The sequence below is a fragment of the Alkalilimnicola ehrlichii MLHE-1 genome, assembly GCF_000014785.1.
GTDB lineage: Bacteria > Pseudomonadota > Gammaproteobacteria > Nitrococcales > Halorhodospiraceae > Alkalilimnicola > Alkalilimnicola ehrlichii.
Genome location: NC_008340.1, coordinates 1,302,440 through 1,324,687 on the forward strand (window position 1 = coordinate 1,302,440; position 22,248 = coordinate 1,324,687).

At 61.6% G+C, this 22,248-nt stretch carries 19 protein-coding genes; 6 read left to right on the forward strand and 13 right to left on the reverse strand.

The window, feature by feature from the left end; all coding sequences use genetic code 11:
- Window positions 1-115: 115 nt before the first annotated feature.
- Window positions 116-1,075 (forward strand): PstS family phosphate ABC transporter substrate-binding protein, encoded by a 960-nt coding sequence (locus MLG_RS05700; RefSeq protein WP_011628860.1) that lies wholly within the window; start codon window positions 116-118, stop codon window positions 1,073-1,075.
- 92 nt (window positions 1,076-1,167) lie between these two features.
- On the opposite strand, the gene MLG_RS05705 is transcribed toward MLG_RS05700, so the two are convergent.
- Both MLG_RS05705 and MLG_RS05710 read right to left on the reverse strand, forming a co-directional pair.
- Window positions 1,168-2,265, reverse strand: coding sequence for a porin (locus MLG_RS05705; RefSeq protein ID WP_011628861.1), 1,098 nt, complete (start codon window positions 2,263-2,265; stop codon window positions 1,168-1,170).
- Window positions 2,266-2,444: 179 nt separating this feature from the next.
- Window positions 2,445-3,197 carry a Crp/Fnr family transcriptional regulator gene (locus MLG_RS05710; RefSeq protein ID WP_011628862.1) on the reverse strand — a complete coding sequence of 251 codons (753 nt, stop codon included), beginning with the start codon at window positions 3,195-3,197 and terminating at the stop codon, window positions 2,445-2,447.
- Window positions 3,198-3,483: 286 nt separating this feature from the next.
- On the opposite strand from MLG_RS05710, the gene MLG_RS14770 reads away from it, so the two are divergent.
- From MLG_RS14770 to MLG_RS05735, 5 genes are all read left to right on the forward strand, one after another.
- Window positions 3,484-4,968, forward strand: a complete 1,485-nt coding sequence (locus MLG_RS14770; protein ID WP_011628863.1) for a diguanylate cyclase domain-containing protein — start codon at window positions 3,484-3,486, stop codon at window positions 4,966-4,968.
- 65 nt (window positions 4,969-5,033) lie between these two features.
- Complete coding sequence (locus MLG_RS05720; protein WP_011628864.1) at window positions 5,034-5,615, forward strand: PAS domain-containing protein; 582 nt, start codon at window positions 5,034-5,036, stop codon at window positions 5,613-5,615.
- Complete coding sequence (locus tag MLG_RS05725; RefSeq protein ID WP_011628865.1) at window positions 5,612-8,170, forward strand: chemotaxis protein CheB; 2,559 nt, start codon at window positions 5,612-5,614, stop codon at window positions 8,168-8,170. Before MLG_RS05720 ends, MLG_RS05725 begins: the two co-directional genes overlap by 4 nt.
- Window positions 8,171-8,817: 647 nt before the next feature.
- Complete coding sequence (locus MLG_RS15105) at window positions 8,818-9,132, forward strand: BON domain-containing protein (RefSeq protein WP_011628866.1); 315 nt, start codon at window positions 8,818-8,820, stop codon at window positions 9,130-9,132.
- 518 nt (window positions 9,133-9,650) lie between these two features.
- Complete coding sequence (locus tag MLG_RS05735; RefSeq protein ID WP_011628867.1) at window positions 9,651-11,885, forward strand: NADP-dependent isocitrate dehydrogenase; 2,235 nt, start codon at window positions 9,651-9,653, stop codon at window positions 11,883-11,885.
- A gap of 308 nt (window positions 11,886-12,193) precedes the next feature.
- On the opposite strand, the gene rhuM is transcribed toward MLG_RS05735, so the two are convergent.
- The 11 genes from rhuM to MLG_RS05785 form a co-directional block, all read right to left on the reverse strand.
- Entirely contained in the window at window positions 12,194-13,195 is a 1,002-nt protein-coding gene (gene rhuM, locus MLG_RS05740) for a RhuM family protein (RefSeq protein WP_011628869.1), read from the reverse strand.
- Between the two features lie 188 nt (window positions 13,196-13,383).
- Complete coding sequence (locus tag MLG_RS05745) at window positions 13,384-15,765, reverse strand: DNA/RNA helicase domain-containing protein (RefSeq protein WP_011628870.1); 2,382 nt, start codon at window positions 15,763-15,765, stop codon at window positions 13,384-13,386.
- The gene (locus MLG_RS05750) at window positions 15,762-16,133 is read right to left on the reverse strand and encodes a nucleotide pyrophosphohydrolase (RefSeq protein ID WP_011628871.1); all 372 of its coding nucleotides are present in this window, start codon (window positions 16,131-16,133) and stop codon (window positions 15,762-15,764) included. The genes MLG_RS05745 and MLG_RS05750 overlap by 4 nt, the downstream gene beginning before the upstream one ends.
- A 24-nt stretch (window positions 16,134-16,157) precedes the next feature.
- A complete protein-coding gene (locus tag MLG_RS05755) occupies window positions 16,158-16,367 on the reverse strand; it encodes a hypothetical protein (RefSeq protein WP_011628872.1) in 210 nt (69 codons plus the stop codon).
- A complete protein-coding gene (locus tag MLG_RS05760) occupies window positions 16,357-16,863 on the reverse strand; it encodes an OsmC family protein (protein WP_011628873.1) in 507 nt (168 codons plus the stop codon). Before MLG_RS05760 ends, MLG_RS05755 begins: the two co-directional genes overlap by 11 nt.
- 152 nt (window positions 16,864-17,015) lie before the next feature.
- Complete coding sequence (locus tag MLG_RS15850) at window positions 17,016-17,267, reverse strand: topoisomerase DNA-binding C4 zinc finger domain-containing protein (RefSeq protein ID WP_269490053.1); 252 nt, start codon at window positions 17,265-17,267, stop codon at window positions 17,016-17,018.
- A gap of 117 nt (window positions 17,268-17,384) precedes the next feature.
- A complete protein-coding gene (locus MLG_RS05765; protein WP_011628874.1) occupies window positions 17,385-19,073 on the reverse strand; it encodes an IS1634 family transposase in 1,689 nt (562 codons plus the stop codon).
- Window positions 19,074-19,117: 44 nt separating this feature from the next.
- The gene (locus MLG_RS05770; RefSeq protein WP_011628875.1) at window positions 19,118-19,717 is read right to left on the reverse strand and encodes a nuclease-related domain-containing protein; all 600 of its coding nucleotides are present in this window, start codon (window positions 19,715-19,717) and stop codon (window positions 19,118-19,120) included.
- Between the two features lie 60 nt (window positions 19,718-19,777).
- Complete coding sequence (locus tag MLG_RS05775) at window positions 19,778-20,251, reverse strand: hypothetical protein (protein ID WP_049753526.1); 474 nt, start codon at window positions 20,249-20,251, stop codon at window positions 19,778-19,780.
- Complete coding sequence (locus MLG_RS05780; RefSeq protein ID WP_011628876.1) at window positions 20,251-21,144, reverse strand: hypothetical protein; 894 nt, start codon at window positions 21,142-21,144, stop codon at window positions 20,251-20,253. The genes MLG_RS05775 and MLG_RS05780 overlap by 1 nt, the downstream gene beginning before the upstream one ends.
- Window positions 21,145-21,219: 75 nt before the next feature.
- The gene (locus tag MLG_RS05785; protein ID WP_011628877.1) at window positions 21,220-21,870 is read right to left on the reverse strand and encodes a hypothetical protein; all 651 of its coding nucleotides are present in this window, start codon (window positions 21,868-21,870) and stop codon (window positions 21,220-21,222) included.
- Window positions 21,871-22,248: the final 378 nt, after the last annotated feature.

A 22,248-nucleotide genomic window follows, 5' to 3' on the forward strand; every position in this document is an offset into this window, starting at 1 on the left:
GGATACTCCGGGGCACTGTCACCGGATGGTCATGAATCGGTCACGTCGGCGTCAGATGCGCTTCCCATACTCCGTTCTGCGTTAACCGCCATCGTTTGATCGGAGTGATGAACTTATGTGGAAGCAAAGCTGCATCGCCGGCCTGGCCGGAACCGTTTTTGCCGTCGGCGCCGCGGGTGCTGCCGAGGTGGATCCGAACCTGCCCAAGTACGAGCGGGTTTCCGGTATCTCCGGCAACCTCTCCAGTCAGGGCTCCGACACCCTGAACAACCTGATGACCCTCTGGGCCGAGACCTTCAACGAGTTTTACCCCAACGTCTCCATTGAGATCGAGGGCGCCGGCTCCAGCACCGCCCCGGTGGCGCTGGCCGAGGGCACCGCCCACTTCGGCCCCATGAGCCGCTCCATGCGTGACTCCGAAATCCAGGCCTTCGAGGACGCCCACGGCTACGAGCCTACCCTGGCGCGGGTGGCCATCGACGTGCTGGCCGTCTACGTCAACCGCGACAACCCCATCGAGGGGCTGACCATCGAGCAGGTGGACGGTATCTTCTCCGAGACCCAGCGCTGCGGTGGTGGGAACATCACCCGCTGGGGTCAGGTGGGGCTGACCGACGAGTGGCAGAACCGCGACTTCACCCTCTACAGCCGCAACGCCGTCTCCGGCACCTACGGCTACTTCCGCGAGCACGCCCTCTGCGACGGTGACTTCAAGGACAGCATCAACGAGCAGCCGGGCTCCGCCTCGGTGGTGCAGGGCGTGACCGAGTCCCTGAACGGGATCGGCTATTCGGGCATCGGCTACCAGACCTCCGGCGTGCGGCCCATTCCGCTCGGTCGCGACAGTGAGCTGTTCGAGCCCAGCGCGGAGAACGCGGTGACCGGCGATTACCCGCTGGCCCGGTTCCTGTACGTCTACGTCAACAAGCACCCTAACGAGGAACTGCCCCCGGTGGAGCGGGAGTTCCTGCGCATGATCTACACCCAGCAAGGGCAGGACGTGACCGTTCGGGACGGGTTCATCCCGCTGCCGGCGGCCGCTGCCGAGCGGGAGATGGAGCGGCTGGGGCTGTAACCGCCAGACGGTCTGAATGGGCCAGGGAAGGGCCCGGGGACGGGGGCGACACTCGAGAGAGTGGCGCCCCCTTTTGCGATCAAAGACGTCGCTTAAAAGACGTAAAGCATCCCGGCGGACACCCCCCACTGGTTGTTGCCGTCCGCCACCTCCAGCATGCGGCTGCGGCTGCTGTCAGGCCCGGGTGGCGGGGCATGGGACTGCCCTGCCACGCTACGGCCGGCCAGATCCCCGTTGCGGACCTGGGCGTAATTCAGATACACCCGGGCCCGCGGATTCATCGCATGCTCCACACCCACGGTGTAAAGGGTGGAGTCATGGTCACTGCCGCGGTCGTCGTCGAAGTGCGCGACCTGCCCCTGGAGTTCGAGGCCGGGTGCGACCCGGTAGCCCAGGCCGAGAAGGCCGGCGCGGGCATCCCGGTCCCCCCGTCCAGATATGTGTTGGTGGTCCTGGACAATGGCGACCAGGTTGATGGCCCCTTCGCGGTATTGCGCGAGCAGCTGGCGGGTCGTCTGGCTACGATCGCCGTTGGCGAAGTTGCCGGAACGGCTGTGAACACAGCCGGCGGCCAGCTGAAAGGCGGGTTGTTGCCAGCGCACCATCCAGGAACCGGTCTGGGCACTGGATTCACCCTGTGCCGGGGTGCCCATGAGTGTGGCGCTCAGGCCCTGCCATTCCGGTGTGGTGTAGTCGATCGCATTGCTGTGCCGGCGCAGGTGGCCGGGGGCGTCTGCCGCGCCGATGGTGTCCTCCCAGGTCACGCCGGCACCGGCAATCAGGTTGCCGGGGTCACCCAGTCGGGCGGTGAAGAACTGGGTGCGGTCGGTCAGGGCCTTGAGGGGGCCGTCCAGGTTGCCCCCACGGACGGTGCCGTAGGGCCCGCTCAGGCCCAGAAAGCTGTGGCGGCTGCGGCGGAAGAGCCCCGAGCCGCCTTCCGTGGCATTGACTTCAGTTTCGTACTGGAAGAGGGCACGGGTGTCGGCGGACAGGGCGGTGCTGCCCCGGATGCCCAGGCGGGACTGATTGGTGGAGAGGAACTGGCTGTCGCTCTCGCGGTTGTCCAGGTGATCCAGCGACAAATGGAGCACGGCGTAGACATCTACCGATGGATCGGCGGCATTAGCCGTCCATGCCAGTGGGGCGAGAAGGGCTAGACCGGTGACCCGGGCGAGTAATCTGCGTTTCATTGTGCGGGCTCTCAGCAGCGACCTGATCAAGTGGAGGGCATAAATATGGCAACGAAGCTATATCGTAATAACCAAAGAGAATATAACAAAAAAGGAATGTACGGATCAAACCGGGCCACCCCGAGGGCTCGGCGAGGGGGGAGGATGGGGCCGTTCAGAGGGGTGCCGTGGTCATCGTTCTATTCATTCCCGGTCTGGTCGGCCTGCGTTGAGGGTTTGCTCACCTCCCGAGGCAGCAGCCGGGCGTATTCGCGCCTCACGACCTCGTAGCACTCGCAGACGCGACGCTCGAGCCCGGCCCGGTCGAGGATGGAAATATGCCCACGGTGATAGCTGATCAGCCCCGCCTTTTTCAGGTTGTTGGCGGCTTCCGTGACGCCCTCCCGGCGCACCCCGAGCATGTTGGCGATGAGCTCCTGCGTCATGATCAGCTCGGTGGACTGAAGGCGATCCTGGCTCAGTAACAGCCAGCGGCAGAGCTGCTGATCCAGGGTGTGATGCCGGTTGCAGACAGCGGTCTGCGCCATCTGTGTCAGCAGGGCCTGCGTGTAGCGCAGCAGAAGGTGCTGCATGGGGCCCCCACGGTGGAATTCGGCTTTCAGGGCACGCCCGGTCAGTCGATAGGCGTGTCCCGCGGCCTGCACCACCGCTTGGCTGGGGGTTGTTTCACCCCCCATAAACAACGAGACCCCAACGATCCCTTCATTGCCCACCACCGAGGTCTCCGCCGAACTGCCGTCTTCCATGAGGCAGAGCAGTGACACGATGCAATCCACCGGGAAGTAGACGTGCTTCATCTCCTTGTTCGGTTCGCACAAGGACTCGCCCAGGGTGAGGGAAACCGGTTCCAGATGGGGGCTGAGGCGTGCGAAATCGCTCGCGGGGAGGGCTGCGAGTAACCGGTTGAGTTGCGCGCGCTGTAATACCTGCATGGACGGTTATCCCTTTACCAACGGTGAGTCGCGCTGGGGCAGTGCCAGAGCGGGCCACCCTCAACGCCTCTCGACAGGATAGGATAGGGGGCCTTCCCTGCCGCACCCAACAGGCCGGGGGCGATGCCCCGCGGCTGCGTGTCCGCCAGGCTTGGCGGTGTCGAACCGCTACTCAGACCCTCTGTTCGCTAGCACACATAGCGCCGCCCGATTCCTCGTGGAGCGCACAGACGTTATACCCTGTCCGGGCGCATCCTCCGGTCGTCGAGACTGCAGGAGTCCCTCCATGAAGTTCAAGGATAGTGAGACCCCGCGGCCGCGCCAGCACCCCGAGGCCATTCGGGAGCAGGGGACAGCTCCCCAGGTGATCGACGGCGCCTTCCCTGACCGGGAGATGGTGGCACGGGCCGCGACCAATGGACTCTATCATGGGCGAGGGCCACTGGTGAGCGGGCGAGCGCTTACGCCAGTGGCCACACCGGTGGCGGCCGATCCGGTGTCGATCCTCCTCCTGGGCCTTGATCCCGCAACGGCGGCCAGGGTCATGGCGGTGGTCGCCACTCACTTCGGCCAGCCCTTCGACATGGTATCGCGTGCCATTGATGCAAGGGCGATCCGTGCCGCGGACATCGTGCTCTTCGACGTGGCCGTTCCGGACTACGCGATCAGTCAGGCACAACTCGCTGCCCCCGAGGCACTGATCCTGCCGTTGGACGGGGGCCGGCTGGAAGGGGATAGCTGGCTTCCCGCCATCCTCCGCCACGTCGCCCGGCAAAAGGCCGTGGAATCGGGCCGGCAGGTGGCGGAGGAGGCGTTGTTCCAGAAAGCGGAGCGTGCCCGTGTCACCCTGGAATCCATCGGCGACGCCGTGCTGGTGACGGACAGCCTGGGCTATGTGACGTATCTCAACCCGGTGGCGGAAACCCTCACCGGCTGGTCGCGGGACGAGGCCTCCGCCCAGCCTCTGGCGACCGTCTTCAAGATCGTGGACGGGGCCGCCGGCGAGTTCGCGCTGAACCCTGCGGTTACTGCGATGAACGAAGACAGAACCGTCGGGCTGGTGGCCAATTGCATCCTGCTGCAACGCGATGGCGGCAGCATCGGCATCGAGGACTCCGCGGCACCGATCCATGATCGTAACGGCCGGGTCACCGGTGCGGTCATCGTCTTTCGCGATGTCAGTCTGTCGCGCTCGGTGACCCAGAAGATGGCCTATCTGGCTCACCATGACAGCCTGACCGGGTTGCCCAACCGAGCGCTGCTCGCGGAACGGCTTGGCCGGGCCCTGGGGGCCGCCCGCCGCCATGACCGGCAACTCGCCCTGCTGTTTCTGGATCTGGATCACTTCAAGCGCATCAACGACACCATGGGCCATGATATCGGCGACCACGCCCTCCGCGGGACCGCCTATCGGCTTTCGGACTGTGTCCGCGAGACCGATACCGTGAGCCGTCTCGGGGGTGACGAATTCGTGGTTCTGCTCGAGGAGATCGATAGCCCGGACGATGCGGCGCACATCGCGGAAAAAGTGCTGGCGGCCATCACGGCGCCGCTGCATGTGGGTGACCACACCCTGCAGGTCTCCGCCAGCATCGGCATCAGTATCTTTCCCCAACACGGTGCGGATGCCGAGACCCTCCACCAACGGGCCGATGCCGCCATGTACCAGGCAAAGGCAAAGGGCCGGGCGGGCTACCAATTCTTCCAGGCCGATCCGGAGGGTGAAGCGGGAGTGCCGCATTCCGGCAATTCGACAAAGCGCGTAGGATAAAAGCAGACGGGGGTGCCGGCAAAGCGTTTGCCGGGTGAACCACCGGAGCTTTGGGAGGCTGAACGATGTCTGGTGACCTGTCAGAGGAAGGGCGGCTGCGCCTTGCAGCCGAGCGCAAGCTCGCGTCTGGCACAGCGCCGCCGGCCAACGGGTGGACGGTCAGCGTCGATGCCCTCGGGATGCTCTATCGGCTCGCCAGCGCTCCGGGCAGTGCCGATGAGGCACTCAAACTCTTGCACGAACTGCAGGTCCACCAGGTGGAACTTGATTTGCAGCAGGAGCAGCTGGTCGCTGCCGAGCGCGAGGCAGAGGCGGCCCTCAACCGCTATCAGACCCTATACGAATATGCCCCCGTGGCCTACTTCGTGGTGGATCATTCAGGCACCATCATGGATGTGAATCGCGCTGGGGCCGGCCAGGTGGGTGGGTGCCCCATCGGCCGTGCCTTCAGCGAGGTACTTGCGTCGGAGAGTCGGCCGGCCGTGCAGGATCTGTTCGCGGCACTGGGGGAGGAAGGCGACGAAGCCACCTGTCGCGTGCGGTTGGCGCAGGACGAAGGCCCGGTCAATCTGGTGGCGGCGGTGGCCCCCGGGGGCGACCTGGTGCTGATCACTGTGTCCAACGAGTCGGGATCCCGTGAGTCTTGACCCTTCGCAACGCCAACACCAATCTGCCCGGCATCGTCGGTCTGGGCGCGTCAGCCGGTGGGCTCACCGCGCTTGAGGCCTTTTTCGCCCATGCACGGCCTGGGCGCGGTCTGGCCTATATCGTCGTCCAGCACCTTGATCCAACCCACAAGGCCCTGCTGCCCCAGCTCTTGCAACGGGTGACCGCCATGCCCGTGCGGGAGGCGGAGCACGGCCTACCCGTGGCGGCCGACCACGTTTATGTGATACCCCCGAACACCGAACTGACCCTGGCGGGCGGCGCACTGCATCTGGCCAAGCCCATGGAGCCCCGGGGTATGCGGTTGCCCGTCAACGTGCTGTTCGCCTCCCTGGCGAGCGCACTGGGGGGGCGCGCCATCGGGGTGGTCCTCTCCGGCATGGGCTCGGACGGCACCCTGGGCATGCAGGAGATCAAGGCGGTGGGTGGACTGACGCTGGCCCAGGACCCTGACAGCGCCCAGTTCGACGCCATGCCGCGAAGCGCGATCAACGCCGGATGCGTCGACATCATCGCACCGGCGGATACCCTGGCGACGCGCATTCAGGCCTATGTCGACCAGGTGACCGCCCCGGTGCTACCCGGTGATGAGGACGAGAGCCCCGCGGCCCCGCCGCAACCGCTGGCGCGCATCGTCGGGCTGCTGCTGCGCCACACGCGACATGACTTCTCGCTGTACAAGACCAGCACCCTGCACCGGCGGATCGAGCGACGCCAGGCCGTCCACGGCATCAACTCGCTGGCCGGGTACGCGGACTTTCTTGAGAACAACCGGCAGGAGATCGACCTGCTGTTCAAGGAACTGCTGATCGGGGTCACCCGCTTCTTCCGTGACCCGGAGGTCTGGGACTATCTGGTAGAGACGGCGCTTCCGGCCCTGCTCGAACGATGCGGCACTGCGCGGCCGCTGCGGGCCTGGGTGGTGGGGTGCTCCACCGGCGAAGAGCCCTACTCGCTGGCGATCGCCCTGCGGGAGGCGGCAGAGCGCTTGCCCCATCCCGCCGACTTCGCGCCGCAGATCTTCGCCTCGGACCTCAGCCCCGATGCCATTGCCACTGCACGCCGGGGCGAGTACCCGTTGTCCATCGCCGATGCCGTCACGGCGGACCGCCTGGAACGGTTCTTCCGCCAACACGAGGCCCACTATCAGGTGAACGCTGACATTCGCGATCAGGTGCTGTTCGCGCAGCACGACGTGGTGCTGGACCCGCCCTTCACCCGGCTCGACCTGGTCGTCTGCCGGAATCTGCTCATCTACTTCGATGCGGCCTTGCAACGCAAGTTGATTCCGTTGTTCCACTATTGTCTGCGGCCCGATGGCCTCCTGGTGCTGGGCAGCGCCGAAACCGTGGGGCGGCAAACCCATCTCTTCGAGCCCGTGCAATCGGCCTTGCGGATTTATTCACGACGGGACACGCGTTCCGTTGAGAGAATCGATTTTCTGCTAAACGCCTTCCCGCCATTGACCCGGACAACGCAGGAGCATTCCGTGTCCACGCCGAACCTACCCGCCGACAAGGGCGACGATCTGAAGGCCGCCGCCGACCATGTGCTGCTCCAGGTCTATGCACCGGCCGCAGTCCTGTTAAACCCTGAGGGCGACATCGTTTACATCAGTGGCCGCACCGGGAGGTATCTCGAGCCCGCGGCGGGCAAGGCCAACTGGAATATCCATGCCATGGCGCGCCCCGGCCTTCGGGCACCGCTCGCCCGGGCGTTGAAACAGGCCAACGAGCAATTGGAACCGGTGCACCTTCACGGCCTCGCCCTGACCGAGACGGAAAAGGGCCTGACCCTGGACATTACGGTGCAGTCCTTTCGGGAGCCAACCGCCCTGCAGGGCATGACCATGGTGGTCTTCCGGGAGGTGACCCCTCAGCGGACTGCGCAGGGGCAAGAGGGCAGCCAGAGCGCAGCCGACGCCGCCCATGAGGCCGAACTGCAACAGTATCGCGACGAAATCATCGCCCTGCGTGAGGAGGCCCGGGTATCGCGGGACGCGCTTCAGTCCTCCAACGAGGAATTGCAATCGACCAACGAAGAGCTGCAGTCGACCAACGAGGAGCTCACCACGTCGAAGGAAGAAATGCAGTCCATGAACGAGGAGCTGCAAACGATCAACAGCGAACTGCAGGCGAAACTGGACGACCTCGCCTTGGCCCAGAGCGATATGCAGAACGTCCTCAACAGTATCGAGATCGCCATTCTGTTCCTGGACCAGGACCTGAACGTGCGGCGCTACACCGAGCGGGCGTCCACCATTTTCAGTTTGCGTGAAAGCGATATCGGCCGTCCCCTGAGTGACCTGACCACCACCCTCGACTACCCGACACTACACGAAGACGCGGCGGAAACCCTGCGTACACTGGAGGCTTCGGAGAAGCAGATCCTGGCCTCCGACGGGCGCTGGTTCTCAGTCCGCGTCATTCCGTATCGCAGGCTGGATAACGTGATCGACGGTGTCGTCATCACCCTGTTCGACATTACCGAAACGAAAACGCTGGAGAAGGCCCTGCGCCGGGAATCGCGGTCCTAGTACCGGCGCTCTGTGCCCATTCGGCGCCGCCCTTTGCCTGCGGCGGCATCCCTCGTGGCCCCCTTCTGTTCGGGTTCAGACTCTAACCCCACATTAGGCTGCAACAAGCCTGACAGGGGTGCCGCGCCACAATCCTCGGTAAGGTTTGTCGATAGCTGGCTCGAGATCGTCCGAGGGTACGCTGGCGCACCGACTTCGGTGGGGATTTCAGGGATTCTGTACGGACCTCAGTGTTGCCCCCCGGGCTCGGTACCCGTTTCGCAGAGGATGAGGCAATGGATGCGCCGTGGGCGACTACCAAAATGATCTTATTTTATGTTCGCCATCGAACGGAAGGTGAAACGGAATGGTCGTAGAGTAGTGATAAGCCGTTGTTGAAAAGCAACATAGTTGTAGCAAGGAGTAATAATTATGATGAATAGCATTATCTGGGTGGTTGGCCTTGTCGTCATCGTCCTTTTCGTTCTCGGCTTTCTCGGCCTGAGATAAGGAAAGAAATAACATAATAGGCCTACTGGAATAGCCAGTCGGCGCGAGGAGGGGCACCACGCAAAATAGAAACCGGGAACGGCTGAAACGGACGCCGCGCGCAGCAACCTGGTGGCCCTGCAGAATGACCCGAATCGCACGTCTTGGAGAACATCACCATGAACACCTATGTCCGTTTATTTTCAGTTTTTCTGCTGGCATTCGCTCTTATCGGGCTGGCTGCCTGCTCCCCCACCGAGACCCGTCAGGCTCCGGGTGAGTACGTGGATGACAGCGTCATCACCACCAAGGTGAAGGCCGCGATCTTCAACGACCCCGATCTCAAGGTCATGGAGATCAGCGTGGAAACCTTCCGTGGCGAGGTGCAATTGAGCGGTTTTGTCAGTTCACGGGCCGCCGCTGATCGCGCTGTTGCTGTGGCAAGGGCAGTGGACGGCGTAAAGTCGGTGAAGGACGATATGCAGATAAAGTAGGCCGGGCTCAACCGGTCGTGTCGGGGATGAGCCGGCGGCGGCCTCGATGACCTCCCCGACGAACAGCGGGATCACTACAAAATTGCCGGTGAGCAACGCCCCCAGGAAACGCCAGTCCGCAAAGCCGTGGCGCAGCCGGGTGAGGGGGATCTGGGTAAACGTGCTGTAAAGCAGGGCACCCAGCAGAGGCCAGAGCAGGGGCTCCAGCAGCAGCCCCACCCCGGGCCGGATCAGGCCGAGGCCCAACCCGGCCAGGATAGCCGCCAGCTAGATCCAGGATTGAAGCCGTTCAAGGGAGGTTTGCATGGGTGATTACCACAGACCCGCGCTCCAAGGAGAGCACTCGCGTCAACCAATGTACAATAGAGGGAGTGCTACTGTTTGCGCCTACCGGGGCGGAGTGACTACCCTCGGGGCTCTCAGCGAGTACGCAGACGGCCCAATCGCCTTCCACGGCCGATCAGGCCCCAATAATAACTACAGCGTCGTCATCCAACGATCACCAATAAGAGGATCCCATGACCGACACCGCGACGAACACCATCTACTACACCCTCACGGACGAGGCCCCTGCGTTGGCCACCCGCTCTTTACTCCCCGTGGTCCAGACCTTCACTGGCGCCGCCGGCATCGATGTCAAACTCTCTGATATTTCCCTGGCCGGACGCATCCTCTCCGCCTTCCCGGAACGGTTGAGCGACGATCAGAAGGTGGAGGACGGCCTGGCCTTCCTCGGTGACCTGACGCAGGACCCTAACGCCAACATCATCAAACTCCCGAACATCAGCGCCTCCATCCCCCAGCTCAACGCCTGCATCCGCGAACTCCAGTCCCAGGGCTACGACGTTCCCAGCTACCCCGCCGAGCCCAAGAACGACGAGGAACAGGCGATCCACGACCGCTACGCCAAGGTGCTGGGCAGCGCGGTCAACCCGGTGCTGCGCGAGGGCAACTCCGACCGACGCGCCCCCCGGGCGGTGAAGAACTTCGTGCGCAAGCACCCGCACTCCATGGGCAAGTGGAGCAAGGCCTCCCGCACCCACGCCGACTACATGCGCGGCGGCGACTTCTACTCCGCGGAGCAGTCCGTCACCATGCCCCAGGCCGGCACGGTGCGCATCGAGTTCGTCGACAAGGACGGCAACGTCACGCTGAAGAAGAAGCTGGAGCTCGAGACCGGCGAGATCATCGACAGCATGCGCATGAGCGTGAACGCCCTGCGCGACTTCCTGGAAGAGACCATGGAAGACGCCAAGGACTCCCAGGTCATGTGGTCGCTGCACGTGAAGGCCACCATGATGAAGGTCTCGCACCCCATCGTGTTCGGTCACGCGGTGAAGGTCTACTACAAAGAGGTCTTCGAGAAGTGGGGCGACCTGTTCAAAGAACTGGGCGTGAACCCCAACGACGGCCTCAGCAGCGTCTACGAGAAGATCGAAACCCTGCCGCGCTCCCAGCAGGAGGAGATCCACCGCGACATCCTGGCCGTCTACGAGCACCGCCCGGAAATGGCCATGGTGGATTCCTACAAGGGTATCACCAACCTGCACATGCCCAGTGACGTGATCGTGGACGCCTCCATGCCGGCCATGATCCGCAACGGCGGCAAGATGTGGGGGCCCGACGGCAAGCCGAAGGACTGCAAGGCCGTCATGCCGGAGAGCACCTACTCCAAGATCTACCAGGAGATGATCAACTTCTGTAAGACCAACGGCGCCTTCGACCCCACCACCATGGGCACGGTGCCCAACGTGGGCCTGATGGCGAAGAAGGCCGAGGAGTACGGCTCCCACGACAAGACCTTCGAGCTCGAGGCCGACGGCATCATGCGCATCGTCGACCACAAGGGCCATGTGCTGATGCAGCACGAGGTGGAGAAGGGCGATATCTGGCGCGCCTGCCAGACCAAGGACATCGCCGTGCGCGACTGGGTCAAGCTGGCCGTCCGCCGCGCCCGCGAGGCCGACACCCCGGCCATCTTCTGGCTGGACCGCAACCGCCCCCACGACATCGAGCTGATCAAGAAGGTCAACTGCTACCTGCAAGAGCACGACCTGAGCGGCCTGGATATCCGCATCCAGACCTACGAGGAGGCCATCCGCCGCTCCATGGAGCGTGCGCTGCGCGGCCGTGACACCATCTCGGTCACCGGCAACGTCCTGCGCGACTACCTGACCGACCTGTTCCCCATCCTGGAACTGGGCACCTCGGCCAAGATGCTCTCCATTGTGCCCCTGCTCAAGGGCGGCGGCATGTACGAGACCGGCGCCGGCGGCTCCGCGCCCAAGCACGTCCAGCAGCTGCAGGAGGAAAACCACCTGCGCTGGGATTCGCTGGGCGAGTTCCTGGCCATTGCGGTGTCGCTGGACGAACTGGGCATGAAGCAGGACAACGCCCGTGCCCGCGTGCTGGCGCAGTGCCTGGACCAGGCCACCGAGGAAGCGCTGGAGAACGAGAAGTCGCCGTCGCGCAAGACCGGCGAGCTGGACAACCGGGGCAGTCACTACTGGCTGGCCCTCTACTGGGCCGAAGCGGTTGCCGCTCAGACCGAGGACAAGGAGCTGGCCGATCACTTCGGGCCGGTGGCCAAGCAGCTGAAAGAGAAGAAGGAGCAGATCCTCGAAGAGCTGAGCGTGGTCCAGGGCAGCCCGGCGGACCTGGACGGCTACTACCACCCGTCCCCCGAGGTGGCCGACAAGGTCATGCGGCCCAGCCCGACGCTGAACGGCATCCTGGCGGACGCCATGAAATAAGGCCGCAACCGCTGACTTGTAGGGCGGTGGGCCCCGTGCAATGCGGGGCCCACCATTCTCACCGCAGTAATCACCTTTCGGACTGCAACTCCGACAACACCCCCCGGAAACTCTCCAGCCCGGCCTCCAGGTTCTCGATGATCTCTTCGGCAATGTCGTCCGTCCGGCTCGGGCAAGTTGTCCTCGCTCCAGGTGGCCTGGCGCTGGTGGCGCGCCCCCGGCTTGTAGCGCTCGATGAACTCGCGCAGGTGCTCGTCGCGCAGCATGTGACAGAAGTTCCAGATCCTAGAGACGAGGTTCCCCGGCGTTCATTCGGCACTCGCTCTGTCGTCGTGGTTGTTGCTCACGTCTTCCGAAATGAGGTTCATGACCAAGCGCACCATCAGGTCCTTGGCCTTGGGGTCGCTCTCAGCGATCAACAGGGTCAGGGCGGTCAGGCCCTGTTCGTTGAGGGTGAGGCGCATGCCTTCCTGGCGCAGGTAAAGCAGAAACAGGAAAGCGCCAGAGCGCTTGTTGCCGTCCGAGAAGGGGTGGTTCTTGATGACGAAGTACAGCAGATGCGCGGCGCGTTCCTCACGCGTCTTGTAGAGGAATTCGCCGAACATGCTCTGTTCCAGGTTGCCCAGAATCGAGGCCAGCCCGTCACCCCTATCCCGTGCGAACAGCTCCGTGGCCTCGCCCCGCTCGCGCAGTTCAGCCGCGAGGGCATCCAGGGCGCGGCGTGCCTCGTCCAGCGCCAGAACGCCCCGGGCCGGTCGGGCGCCGGGCGGCAGACCCAAGGCGCCTTCGTCGTAGTCCTGCAGCAGGCGCCAGGTGCGGGCATAGCCGAGGATCAGCCCCACCACCTCCTGGCCCAGGTCGGAAACCAGCTCCTGCCGGGTGAGCGTCTGGCCCAGCAACTCCACCGCCTGCTCCAGTTCGGACAGGCCCTGCTGGGCCAGTCGGTGTTCGTTGAGGCTGTAGCCCTGGGTCAGATGCTCGCGCAGGACGCGGGTGGCCCATTGGCGGAAGCGGGTGGCACGCCCCGAGTTGACCCGATAGCCCACTGAGATCACGGCGTCCAGATCGTAGTGCTTGAGCCGCCGGCGTACCTGGCGGTTGCCCTCTTGGCGAACTACCGAGAATTCCTCGGTAGTTGCCGACTCGGCCAACTCGCCCTCTGAATAGATGTTCTTGAGGTGTAGCCCGATATTGTCCGTTGTCGTATCGAACAGCTCGGCCATCTGGCTCTGAGTCGCCCAGATTGACTCGCCTTCCAGTCGGACTTCGACCGGCTGGTTGGCATCTTCAAAGATTACGATTTCACTCATACAGCCTCCTTGCTGTCGTGGTATGGGTCGATGGATTCATGCCGTCGTCCCGGCCTTGCGCTTGAAGACGTCCATCACCACCGCGGATTTACGCTTCGCGGTCCAGCGCTTGATGGTCGCTTCGTTGCTCATGTCGTCCTCCTGATCGCCGCACTATAGCCTGTGCAGCTCTGGAGGGGGTCACTTCATTACAGCGTCGTGACCAGCTCTCCGATTACTCTAAGTTCGGTCACGGCGTCCTCGGTTAGCTCAATATCCCGATAGCCAAAATGGCGACTCTCAGGCTTCAGCACAATCCGTGTGTGATACCACGACCCGTCATCTCCAACCGCTTTCTCGCTGTGATACCGTTTGATTGTGTAACGCTCCCCGGTATCATCATCCTGGATATCACGGTGTGCTACCAGAACAATCTTGCCTTCCCGAGTGCCGGCCGGATTCGCTCTAAAAACACACCATGAGCCGTTCGGGATGCGCTTATTCATGGACTCGCCAATAACGCGGGTAACAAAAAAATCTGGTTCGGGTCGGAGCCAATCAGGAAGTTGCATCCAGTCACAATCTTCTACTGATTGAGCATCGCTGAACTCGCCGGCAGCCACTGCTAGATCGAATACCGGAACAGCATTTTCAAAAGGCCTCACGTCCTCAGTGGCCAGAAGTGGGTAGGGAAGGGCTTCATAGTTAGCCGCCCGCATTACGGTATTGTTAGCGGGGGTTTCGATCTGTTTGCGGAACCAGGCGTTGGTCTCTGGGTCCGTGCAGAATACAAAACAGCCCTTCATTCCGCGAGTCAGCAGCGTACGATAAGTGTTCTTGATGATTTCGTCGGCTAGGCGCTGAGCGTCTTCCGGGTCTTGTTTGTAGAGTTTTCGAATACCCCGAACCGATCGGTCCATTGAAGATCGTTTGCGCCCGTCAGTGATGATCTCACCGTCGCGGACTACTAAATCTGGACCTATGATGACACCCACATAGTCAAGCTCCAATCCTTGAATGGTGTGAATACAGCCGATCTGTTCGACGGAGTGCTCGGCCAGGGCCCACAGGCTGCCGTCCTTAGTTAGGTTCCACTGGGCAGAGAAGTCATGTTCAGGAATTTCTATGTCCATGGCCGTTGGGTCCTTTTTGCTCTTCCAGTCCCAACAGTAACCTGCCACCATGCGAGCACGGTTATTGGCATTGTGCGCCAGCACCTCCCGCCGTAAATCCTGTGGTGATTCCATTACGCGGACGTCAAAATCAATAGATTCAACGTCTGCATTAGCGGTGTCTCGAATGGCCAAAAGGTGATCGACAAAAGCGAGATAGCCATCCGAGCCACCACAGCGGAACTGTGACGCCAGCCTGAGCTCTGTCACTTCGGCCCCGAGAGTCTGGGCCCAGTGGCGGATTTCGTTTCGGGTGCCAATATCCTTGAGGGTTACTCGCTGTGCCTCGTCCACAAAAAAGACGGACAGCCGGGCGGCATGCATAATCTCCTTTATCTGGTTCTCGCCTTGGTTTCCGTACAGGCCGCTCTTCTCGTTCAAACGGTGTGCCTCATCTACTAGCAATACGTCGAAGCAATCGGGCTCACTCTCCATAAAAGAGCCTGAACCTCGGAACAAGTTGCTGATGCGGCTCTTTTTGAAAGAACCAGTTAGCTTGGCCTCATATACCGCCCTAGGTGCCGCGTTTCTCGACACGTACTGGGAGACAAGGTCTCGGTCTGTCAGTTTGGCGAGGAGGTTGATAGCCAATACCGATTTTCCAGTGCCGGGTCCACCTTCGATAATTAGCACCTGTTTTTCCCCATGCTGGGCTCTGTGGGCTAACTCCAGCGCCTTCTCGAACGCGACCTTCTGGTCATCGATCATGACGAAGGCGTCGTTGCCCTTCAGCATCGACAGGACCGCGTCCGCTAGACTGCGAGATGGCCGGATACGTCCATTCTCTATGCGGTACATGATGTCGTGCCGATCACCATAGCGGACATGGCGCTTCAGAAAATCGGCAAGGCGCTCTGCATCACGGGAAATAAAGACCGGTGCGCGGGCAATATGCGACGCATACACCGGGTCATTCACCGCTCTGTCGTCATCAAGGTTGTGCAGATATGCGCAGGGCGCGAGGTGGATCGAGTCGGCACGAACAGTTTCGTTGTAGTCCTCAATCAGCGCCGCATATGTCCAGGCTTGGTAGGAGGGGTGGCTGGTCTCCCGCCAAGCGCCGCCGAGTGGGGTGCAGATAATGCCGTCTTTACCCAGCGCCTCAGCCTGCTGCCACTGTTTTAGCTCCACGATGACAGCAGTCTCTTCACGTCTGTCGCTCTGGCCGGTCAGGATGAAATCGATACGCTTGCTGGTCAGGGGGATGTGGTACTCGAGTGACACGCCGGCATCATCCGGGATTTCCGGGTCGACTAATAGGTTGGCCATGAATTGCAGCGAATTGCGCCAGGAGTCCACCTCCTTGGCAGCGACTGATCGTGAAAGACGCCGACGAAACTCCAGCAATATCTTTTCGTGGATCCGGTTGAGGCGTATATCCTCGACGAAGGCAGCCTTGTTCGCAGCATATACAATCATGAGGCAGAATCATCCTCGCGTTGATACCCAGTGTATTTGAGTGATGATCCCCACACCTTTTCGGCGGGATAGCGCTTTTCGTTGAGCGCCATCTTCTCCTCTACGGCTCTAGGAATATCTATACCCAGCTTATCTGCCAGCCTGAGCAGGTAAATCTGCACATCCGCGATTTCGTGCGCCGCTGCCTGATGCTGATCCGGCGTGAGCTCGTGAGACTGCGCTTCTGTCATCCACTGAAATAGGTCTTGGAGCTCCCCCACCTCTCCTGACAGCGCCATCGTCAGGTTCTTGGGGGAGTGGAATTGGTCCCAGTTACGAGCCTCAGCAAAGGCGCGCGCTTTTTCGCGTAGCGTTTGGAAATCCGACATGGCAGCTTCCCATGGTTGATTTGGTTAAGGCAGTGGCTCACCCGTCAGGGTGAAGTAGAGCCGCTGGATGGTGCCGATGGGGACTTGACCGTCGGTGGGGTACTCGCGCACCGCCACGCCCCGGGTGGCCTGCGGGTTCAGTGCGGCCAGGCTTTGCACCGTCCAGCCGGAGGCGCGGAGCTGTTCATCGATGCGGTCGCGGGCGCGTTGTTCCGGGTTCTGGTTATTGGGCATTGTCGCGATAGCTGGCGTGCACCGGCACGGCGGCCTTCAACGTTTGCGCCACCACACAGTACCGTTCGGTGAGTTCCAGGAGCGTATCCAGTTGCTCCGCTGACGCGGGGGATTGCAGCGCGATCTCCAGGCGGATCTCCTTGAAACCCACCGGTGCCTCCTTCGAGATGCCCAGCGTGCCACGGAAATCCAGGTCCCCCTCAGCACGTAATGTGCACTCTTCGATGGGGATTTCCAAGGACGTTGCCACCGCCGATAAGGTGACACCGGCACACGCCACCAGCGCCTCCAGCAGCATGTCCCCGGAACAGGCCTGGGTGCCGGGACCACCGGTTGCGGGGTGCAGCCCGGCCTCGACCAGCGCCTTGCCGGTGGCCAGACTGCACGAGACCCCTTCGCCGACACGGCCCTCCGCCTTCAGCGTGACGAGGGCCGATTCCGGGGATTGACGGTATTGCTCCTTGAGCGGTGCCTGGATGGACCGGAGATCAGTCATGGCGGGTTCCTCTTGGTTGCAAAAGTGCATAGGGAGGACTTGCCAGGGCGGCGTAGCCCCGCTGCCTCACGCAATTCGGGGCTATACAGCCCCTTCTGCCGCACTATAGCCTGAGCAGTTCTGGAAGGAGGCACGGTGCCCGAGGCTATCTGCTAACTGACACTTTGAACGGCCCTGCATTTGGGATACCCCGAGCAACCCCAGAATTGATTGCCTGCATTCGCGCCCCGCTTGGCCGTGCGCAAGACCATGTCGTTACCACACCTGGGACACTTCCGCTCTGCCGTCGGGTCGGACCGAGACCGGAGCTGTTGGACGTGCTGGCGATGCGTCTTCCGTGTTGGCTCCAATCGGCCAGACTTGATCTGCGACAGGAGGTCTTGTACCTCGGACTCACTCAGCACCGGCTCAGTGAATGACTTGATGTACGTGATGTAGGCGCCGCCCCCCCAAGTTCCACAGTTAACGCCGTAACTATCTGATCCTGTTAGGCCCGGAATTCGAAAAATGCCACAACACGGTCAACGCGGGGCCTTCGGAACCTCCACGCCGGCGGCTTCGAAAAGGTCCAGCTGTTCCTGGTTGGGTCGGGTAAGCCCTTCGTAGGCGCGGCTACCCACACGCACCGTGTGCCGCTGGATTTGCCGCAGGCTCCGTAGCAGCTTTTCCGGTGAGCAGGCGCTGCCGGCGGCCTTGAGGCGCCCGCGCAAGACCCGGTAGAGCACCAGCGCGAGGAAGCAAATCATCGCGTGCGCCCGAATGCGCTCCGGCAGCCGGTGGTAGACCGGCGCGATTTCAATCTCGCTCTTGAGTACCCGGAATCCACGCTCGATATCGGCCAGGGAGCGGTAACGCTCTACCACAGCTTCCGCCCCCATGTCGGTGAGGCTGGTAACCAGCAGTAGCTTGCCGTCCAGACGTTCGGCAGCCGCCCAGGCGGGCTCATCGATGGTGTAGCTGAATTGCGGCGAGCCGAGATCGGCCTTGATGATCGCGCTCATGCGCCTCTCCAGCACGGCCTTGTGGAAGCGCTGGTAGGCACTACGGTCGGTGGAACGCCGCCCACGACCGGGCTGGCCAGCATCCTGATTATCGAGTCGCTCGGCGAGTTGGGCACCAAGGGCGTCAAGCTCTTCGATGGTCTGCCGACGCTGCGCGCTCTGCTCGGCGGCCCGTTCGGCATTGTGGGCCACCACCAGGCGTCGGCCCTGCCAGGTGGTTTCGGTCACCACGTCCTGACTAGGCTCGGTGACGGCGGTTTCCAGTTGCGTATGCAGAGACTCCATCACCTCGGTGAAGTCCCCGTAACGCCGGGCGGGTACAGCCAGAATGTAGTCGACCGTCAGCCCCTGCTCGACGCCCAGTGCCTCCAGAGTGTCGATGTTATCGAAGCTGAGCAGGCCGCGGTCGGCGACCACTACCACGCGGGCGAGCGCGAAACGCTCCAGCAGACGTTCAATCATTGGGGCCAGGGTGCGCGTCTCGGCGACATTCCCCTCGAAGACCTCGTGGGCGATCGGCAGGCCTTCGGCAGTCTGGACCACCCCCAGCGCAAATTGGCGGCCAATACCGGCGGTGTCCTTGCTGAGGCCATGCTGACGGATATCGTCTTCCATCGCATGGGTGCCGTGGATGCGTACCGTGGTGAGATCGTAAAAGATGACGCTGAGATCCTGGTCAAGCAGCGGCCGCAACTGGCCGGCTACCGCACGCTCCACGGCCTCCTTGTGGTCCTCCAACGCATCCATGGCACGCAGGAGTTGCTCGTGGTGCACGGTCGAGGCATCGAGCCCGGGCATGCTGGTGCTCTCGCGCAACCACTCCAGCGTGCCGCGTTTGCTGCTCGGCTCAGCGAGGCGGTTGAAAACCATGGCTCGGATGAGTGCCTCGGCATCGAACTGTCGTCGGGAGGAGCGCAGAGCCCGTTTCAAGGCCCCATCCAGGCCTAACTCCTGCCAGAGCTGATGGAGGGTCCACACATCGCCAAAGGCGCGGGCGGTCTCGAACTGAGGCGCTTCAGGCAATGATTCAGGACGCCCCACCGCCCGTTGGAGTCCCTTGATGAGCGGCTCCAGGTCAGCTGCCTCAAGCTGATCAAGGCGACCCAGGCTGGCTACCACACGCTGTTTAACCTTGCCGTTGGCGTCTCGGTAGCCCTCGACCAACTGCAAATAGCGGCGCGGGCCGGACTTTGTGATGCGCGTGTACATGGCATGACATTATGCCACCCAGAGACCTGCAATCAATAGCCAGCTTAGGATTCGCGTGACACAACAGCGGCTTGGCTGGTTCTGGCCGCGCAGATCAATCGCTTCAAGCACTTACGTCCCACAACCCCTTGGGTTTTCGGTCTGAAGTGTGGAACTTGGGCGCCCCAGGTCACGCTGGCGGGCATGGGCGTCTTGAACCTACTTGCACCCGTGAACACCACCACGGAATGGATGTGCTCTGGCGGGACACCAAGCGCTGACTCCAGTGCCTTCACGTGCTTGTAATTCTGGCGAAGGGGGTTCTGGAACTTGAAGGTTTTCTTGTAGATCTTCTGCGTCCACTGAGCCTGACGCTCGCCGCCGAAAATCCAGCCCTTCATGTTCTTTGTCTCTACCACGAAGATGCCGTAGCGAGACACGAAGATATGGTCGATCTGCGTGGTTCCGTCCGGTGTGGGTAGCGTGACGTTGTGCAGTCGGTGGTATTTACTCGCCGGGAGCCTTAGCTTCGCTGCCAACTTGACCAAGGATTCGCCGACCAGCCCCTTGAACCATGGAGAGCGGAGTATCGCCATGATCAGGGCGATAGGAATCACCCACCACAGTGTCTTCAGGATTTCAGTTGTGATTAGGTTAGTGTCCATGTCTTGTCATCAACGTGGCGCTAACCGGCGCGAGGCACGAGCGTCCGGTTGAGCAATTTGTTAGCGGTATAAAGTCAAAATCTTCCTGATAGCCAACTTAGCGGCAGCGAGCGGTATCACGGTCATGACAGGAACAAGCATCGCGCCCACGAACACAGCTCCAGACGTTGCAGGACTCCACTCGAGCGGGTTGAGATAGAACAGCGCCATAGCTCCGGTCGCCACCCCGCAGAGAAGGAGAGACACAGTCACCCGAAACTCCAGGGCCCAATACTGCGGCCACTGGTAAAGAACTTTATTCTCTTCCTCGTCCCCCGGCCGTAGCACATCCATGCCGAGTTTGTAGCTAACACCTACCAGCACAAGCGGAAGCCCGCCAAGGAAGGCAGGAAGCCCCTTTGCATCTCTAACAGACGAAGCCACCGCCTCGAAAAACTCGGGGTTTCGGTGCGCCAGGAGCGCGACCGCTAGAACGCAAAGAAGCTCGGGCGACACCAACAGAAGCCGCTTTAGGTCAAGGAGCTTCGCGAGCATCAATCGTGCTCCATGTGTCGCTCTTCTTTGATTCGCTCAAGTATAGCGGCCGTTTTCCGGTAGAGTTCCTCGGGTTCAGGGTCTCGCGCGAACGAGAAGTTCCTTACCGTTTCAGAGGTCCTGATTATTACCACATCATCGCCCTGCTTCCCCCGCACGTATCCTTTGCCGTATCCATCAGCGGCCATCAGGATGGCAGCATCTCCGATTGGCAACGATCCCGGTGCGTACGGCTTGTCCGCACTCTGCTGAACAATACCTTGGACATGCTCCGGCAGGTCGGTGTCGAGCGGCTCCCTTTGGCTGCTGTCCTCTTCGACTTTCATGCGGTCTGTGTTGCGGGACTTGAGGTAGTTCTTGAGATCCTCCCACAACGGACCGAACAATGGGTTGGGCGGCGACACGGTCGCTGATACGCGATATATTCCGTCTAATCCGTTGAGTTTGCGTGCAAATGAACGAAGATCAGCTATGGGGTCGACATCGCACCGCGCAAGAAGCTGGTTGTGCGAGGCATTGATAACCTCAGCCCAACGATTCATGAAGGTCGTATGCTCTATCTGATTGGACACATGGAGGAACGAGAGGCCCGAATGCTCGGGGACGTATAGGAAAGGGCTCGATGCGCGCGTGATATTGGGCTGCCGCTGAGTCGTCTCCTTGTGTTGCTCCGGATCGACTACCGAAACCTCGCCGTCTGGATCGTATTTCCCAAGACGCCCAAAAAAGTATGAGGATCGGCCATCGGAAAGCTCGCGGACGTCAAGGAACGTCCATGCGGAACCGTACCTCGTTATGCTCTCAGGCGCACGCAGAGCGGCCTTTATGTCGGCGGTTTCAAGAGCGCCGGTCTTTACTACCCTCCCTAGGTAGTAGGTTCCCTTGCGGGCCATGCAAATTCCCCCAGAGTCTTATTGTTGGTCTTCCGCTAACGGCCGGCTTCCAAACGGCCGGCGTCCAAGCCGATGTTAGCGCTGATGGGATGGCGCGACCCCAACCCGTCTGAGCGCCTCGGCGATGTCTCTCCGGTTTATCAGTTGGTAAGTGTTGTCGCCCATGTCTAGCTCGAAGTCTAGGGCGCCACACATGCCATTTATCCTGCCGTACCCCGGCGCGCGAACAGGTGCGTTCGGCTTGCCCTTGATTTCGTGCTTAGCTAAGTTGATGCGGATCGATTCAGCCATTCTGAAAACCGGCTCTAGCGCCGCATCGTGGGCCTCCATGAGGGCAACGAACTCCGGATCCTCTTGGAGACGCTCAAGATGCCTCACCTTCATGAGAGCTCCTAGGTTGTGCTGATCCTGCTGGAGCCGACGCATCATGTGAGGGATGGCGCCGTTCTCGCGCCATGTCTTCAACTTGCGAATCCGGTGGCGCCACGTCCTGAGCAACTCGTATAACGCGAATATCCACATCTGAGACTGCGCCGACACAAACAGCGCCTGCTGAGTAGGCGTCCGCTCAATCTCAAAATATGTTCTTAAAAGGTTGTACTCTTGGTCCGTGATAAAGGAGTCGTTTATCGCGATGTTCATCCCCTGCATGTTGAGGAACATGTCATCGAACAGGACCAAGCTACGGAACATCGTATGGATCCGTGAGAAGTCGATCTCGTCCAACGCAGGCTAGAGCTCTTCGTCATGCTCGCTGTGGTCGTCGTAGTGCGCCATTACTCCACCCGCTAACATCTAAGCATTTATCTGCCGTGCGCAGCATGGCGGATAAATGTCTGTTGGACTGAGCCGCCCTGCCCGGAGGCACGCGCTGGGTGGTCTTCTATATAAGGGGGAAAGTATCAGGCGCCCGTGGGGCACTTCGCACCTAGCGGCGCGAACCGAGTAATGCGTGGGTCTTCCTTGAGCGACCACCGCCGGTCTCCTCGAAGCTGGCCGTGAGTTCGTTCCCTTGATACTGCACCAGCCCTGCCCGAATTCCAACCGATGGCCCGCAAGGGACCGCGCCTTGCTCTGAAGGCGGTCTTCTCCACACGTTCAGAC

What these genes read in the sequence shown, in the direction of transcription:
- MLG_RS05700 (WP_011628860.1), top strand. Translation starts at nt 116, where the DNA reads ATGTGGAAGCAAAGCTGCATCGCCGGCCTGGCCGGAACCGTTTTTGCC.
- MLG_RS05705 (WP_011628861.1), bottom strand. Translation starts at nt 2,265, where the DNA reads ATGAAACGCAGATTACTCGCCCGGGTCACCGGTCTAGCCCTTCTCGCC.
- MLG_RS05710 (WP_011628862.1), bottom strand. Translation starts at nt 3,197, where the DNA reads ATGCAGGTATTACAGCGCGCGCAACTCAACCGGTTACTCGCAGCCCTC.
- MLG_RS14770 (WP_011628863.1), top strand. Translation starts at nt 3,484, where the DNA reads ATGAAGTTCAAGGATAGTGAGACCCCGCGGCCGCGCCAGCACCCCGAG.
- MLG_RS05720 (WP_011628864.1), top strand. Translation starts at nt 5,034, where the DNA reads ATGTCTGGTGACCTGTCAGAGGAAGGGCGGCTGCGCCTTGCAGCCGAG.
- MLG_RS15105 (WP_011628866.1), top strand. Translation starts at nt 8,818, where the DNA reads ATGAACACCTATGTCCGTTTATTTTCAGTTTTTCTGCTGGCATTCGCT.
- MLG_RS05735 (WP_011628867.1), top strand. Translation starts at nt 9,651, where the DNA reads ATGACCGACACCGCGACGAACACCATCTACTACACCCTCACGGACGAG.
- rhuM (WP_011628869.1), bottom strand. Translation starts at nt 13,195, where the DNA reads ATGAGTGAAATCGTAATCTTTGAAGATGCCAACCAGCCGGTCGAAGTC.
- MLG_RS05745 (WP_011628870.1), bottom strand. Translation starts at nt 15,765, where the DNA reads ATGATTGTATATGCTGCGAACAAGGCTGCCTTCGTCGAGGATATACGC.
- MLG_RS05750 (WP_011628871.1), bottom strand. Translation starts at nt 16,133, where the DNA reads ATGTCGGATTTCCAAACGCTACGCGAAAAAGCGCGCGCCTTTGCTGAG.
- MLG_RS05755 (WP_011628872.1), bottom strand. Translation starts at nt 16,367, where the DNA reads ATGCCCAATAACCAGAACCCGGAACAACGCGCCCGCGACCGCATCGAT.
- MLG_RS05760 (WP_011628873.1), bottom strand. Translation starts at nt 16,863, where the DNA reads ATGACTGATCTCCGGTCCATCCAGGCACCGCTCAAGGAGCAATACCGT.
- MLG_RS05765 (WP_011628874.1), bottom strand. Translation starts at nt 19,073, where the DNA reads ATGTACACGCGCATCACAAAGTCCGGCCCGCGCCGCTATTTGCAGTTG.
- MLG_RS05770 (WP_011628875.1), bottom strand. Translation starts at nt 19,717, where the DNA reads ATGGACACTAACCTAATCACAACTGAAATCCTGAAGACACTGTGGTGG.
- MLG_RS05775 (WP_049753526.1), bottom strand. Translation starts at nt 20,251, where the DNA reads ATGCTCGCGAAGCTCCTTGACCTAAAGCGGCTTCTGTTGGTGTCGCCC.
- MLG_RS05780 (WP_011628876.1), bottom strand. Translation starts at nt 21,144, where the DNA reads ATGGCCCGCAAGGGAACCTACTACCTAGGGAGGGTAGTAAAGACCGGC.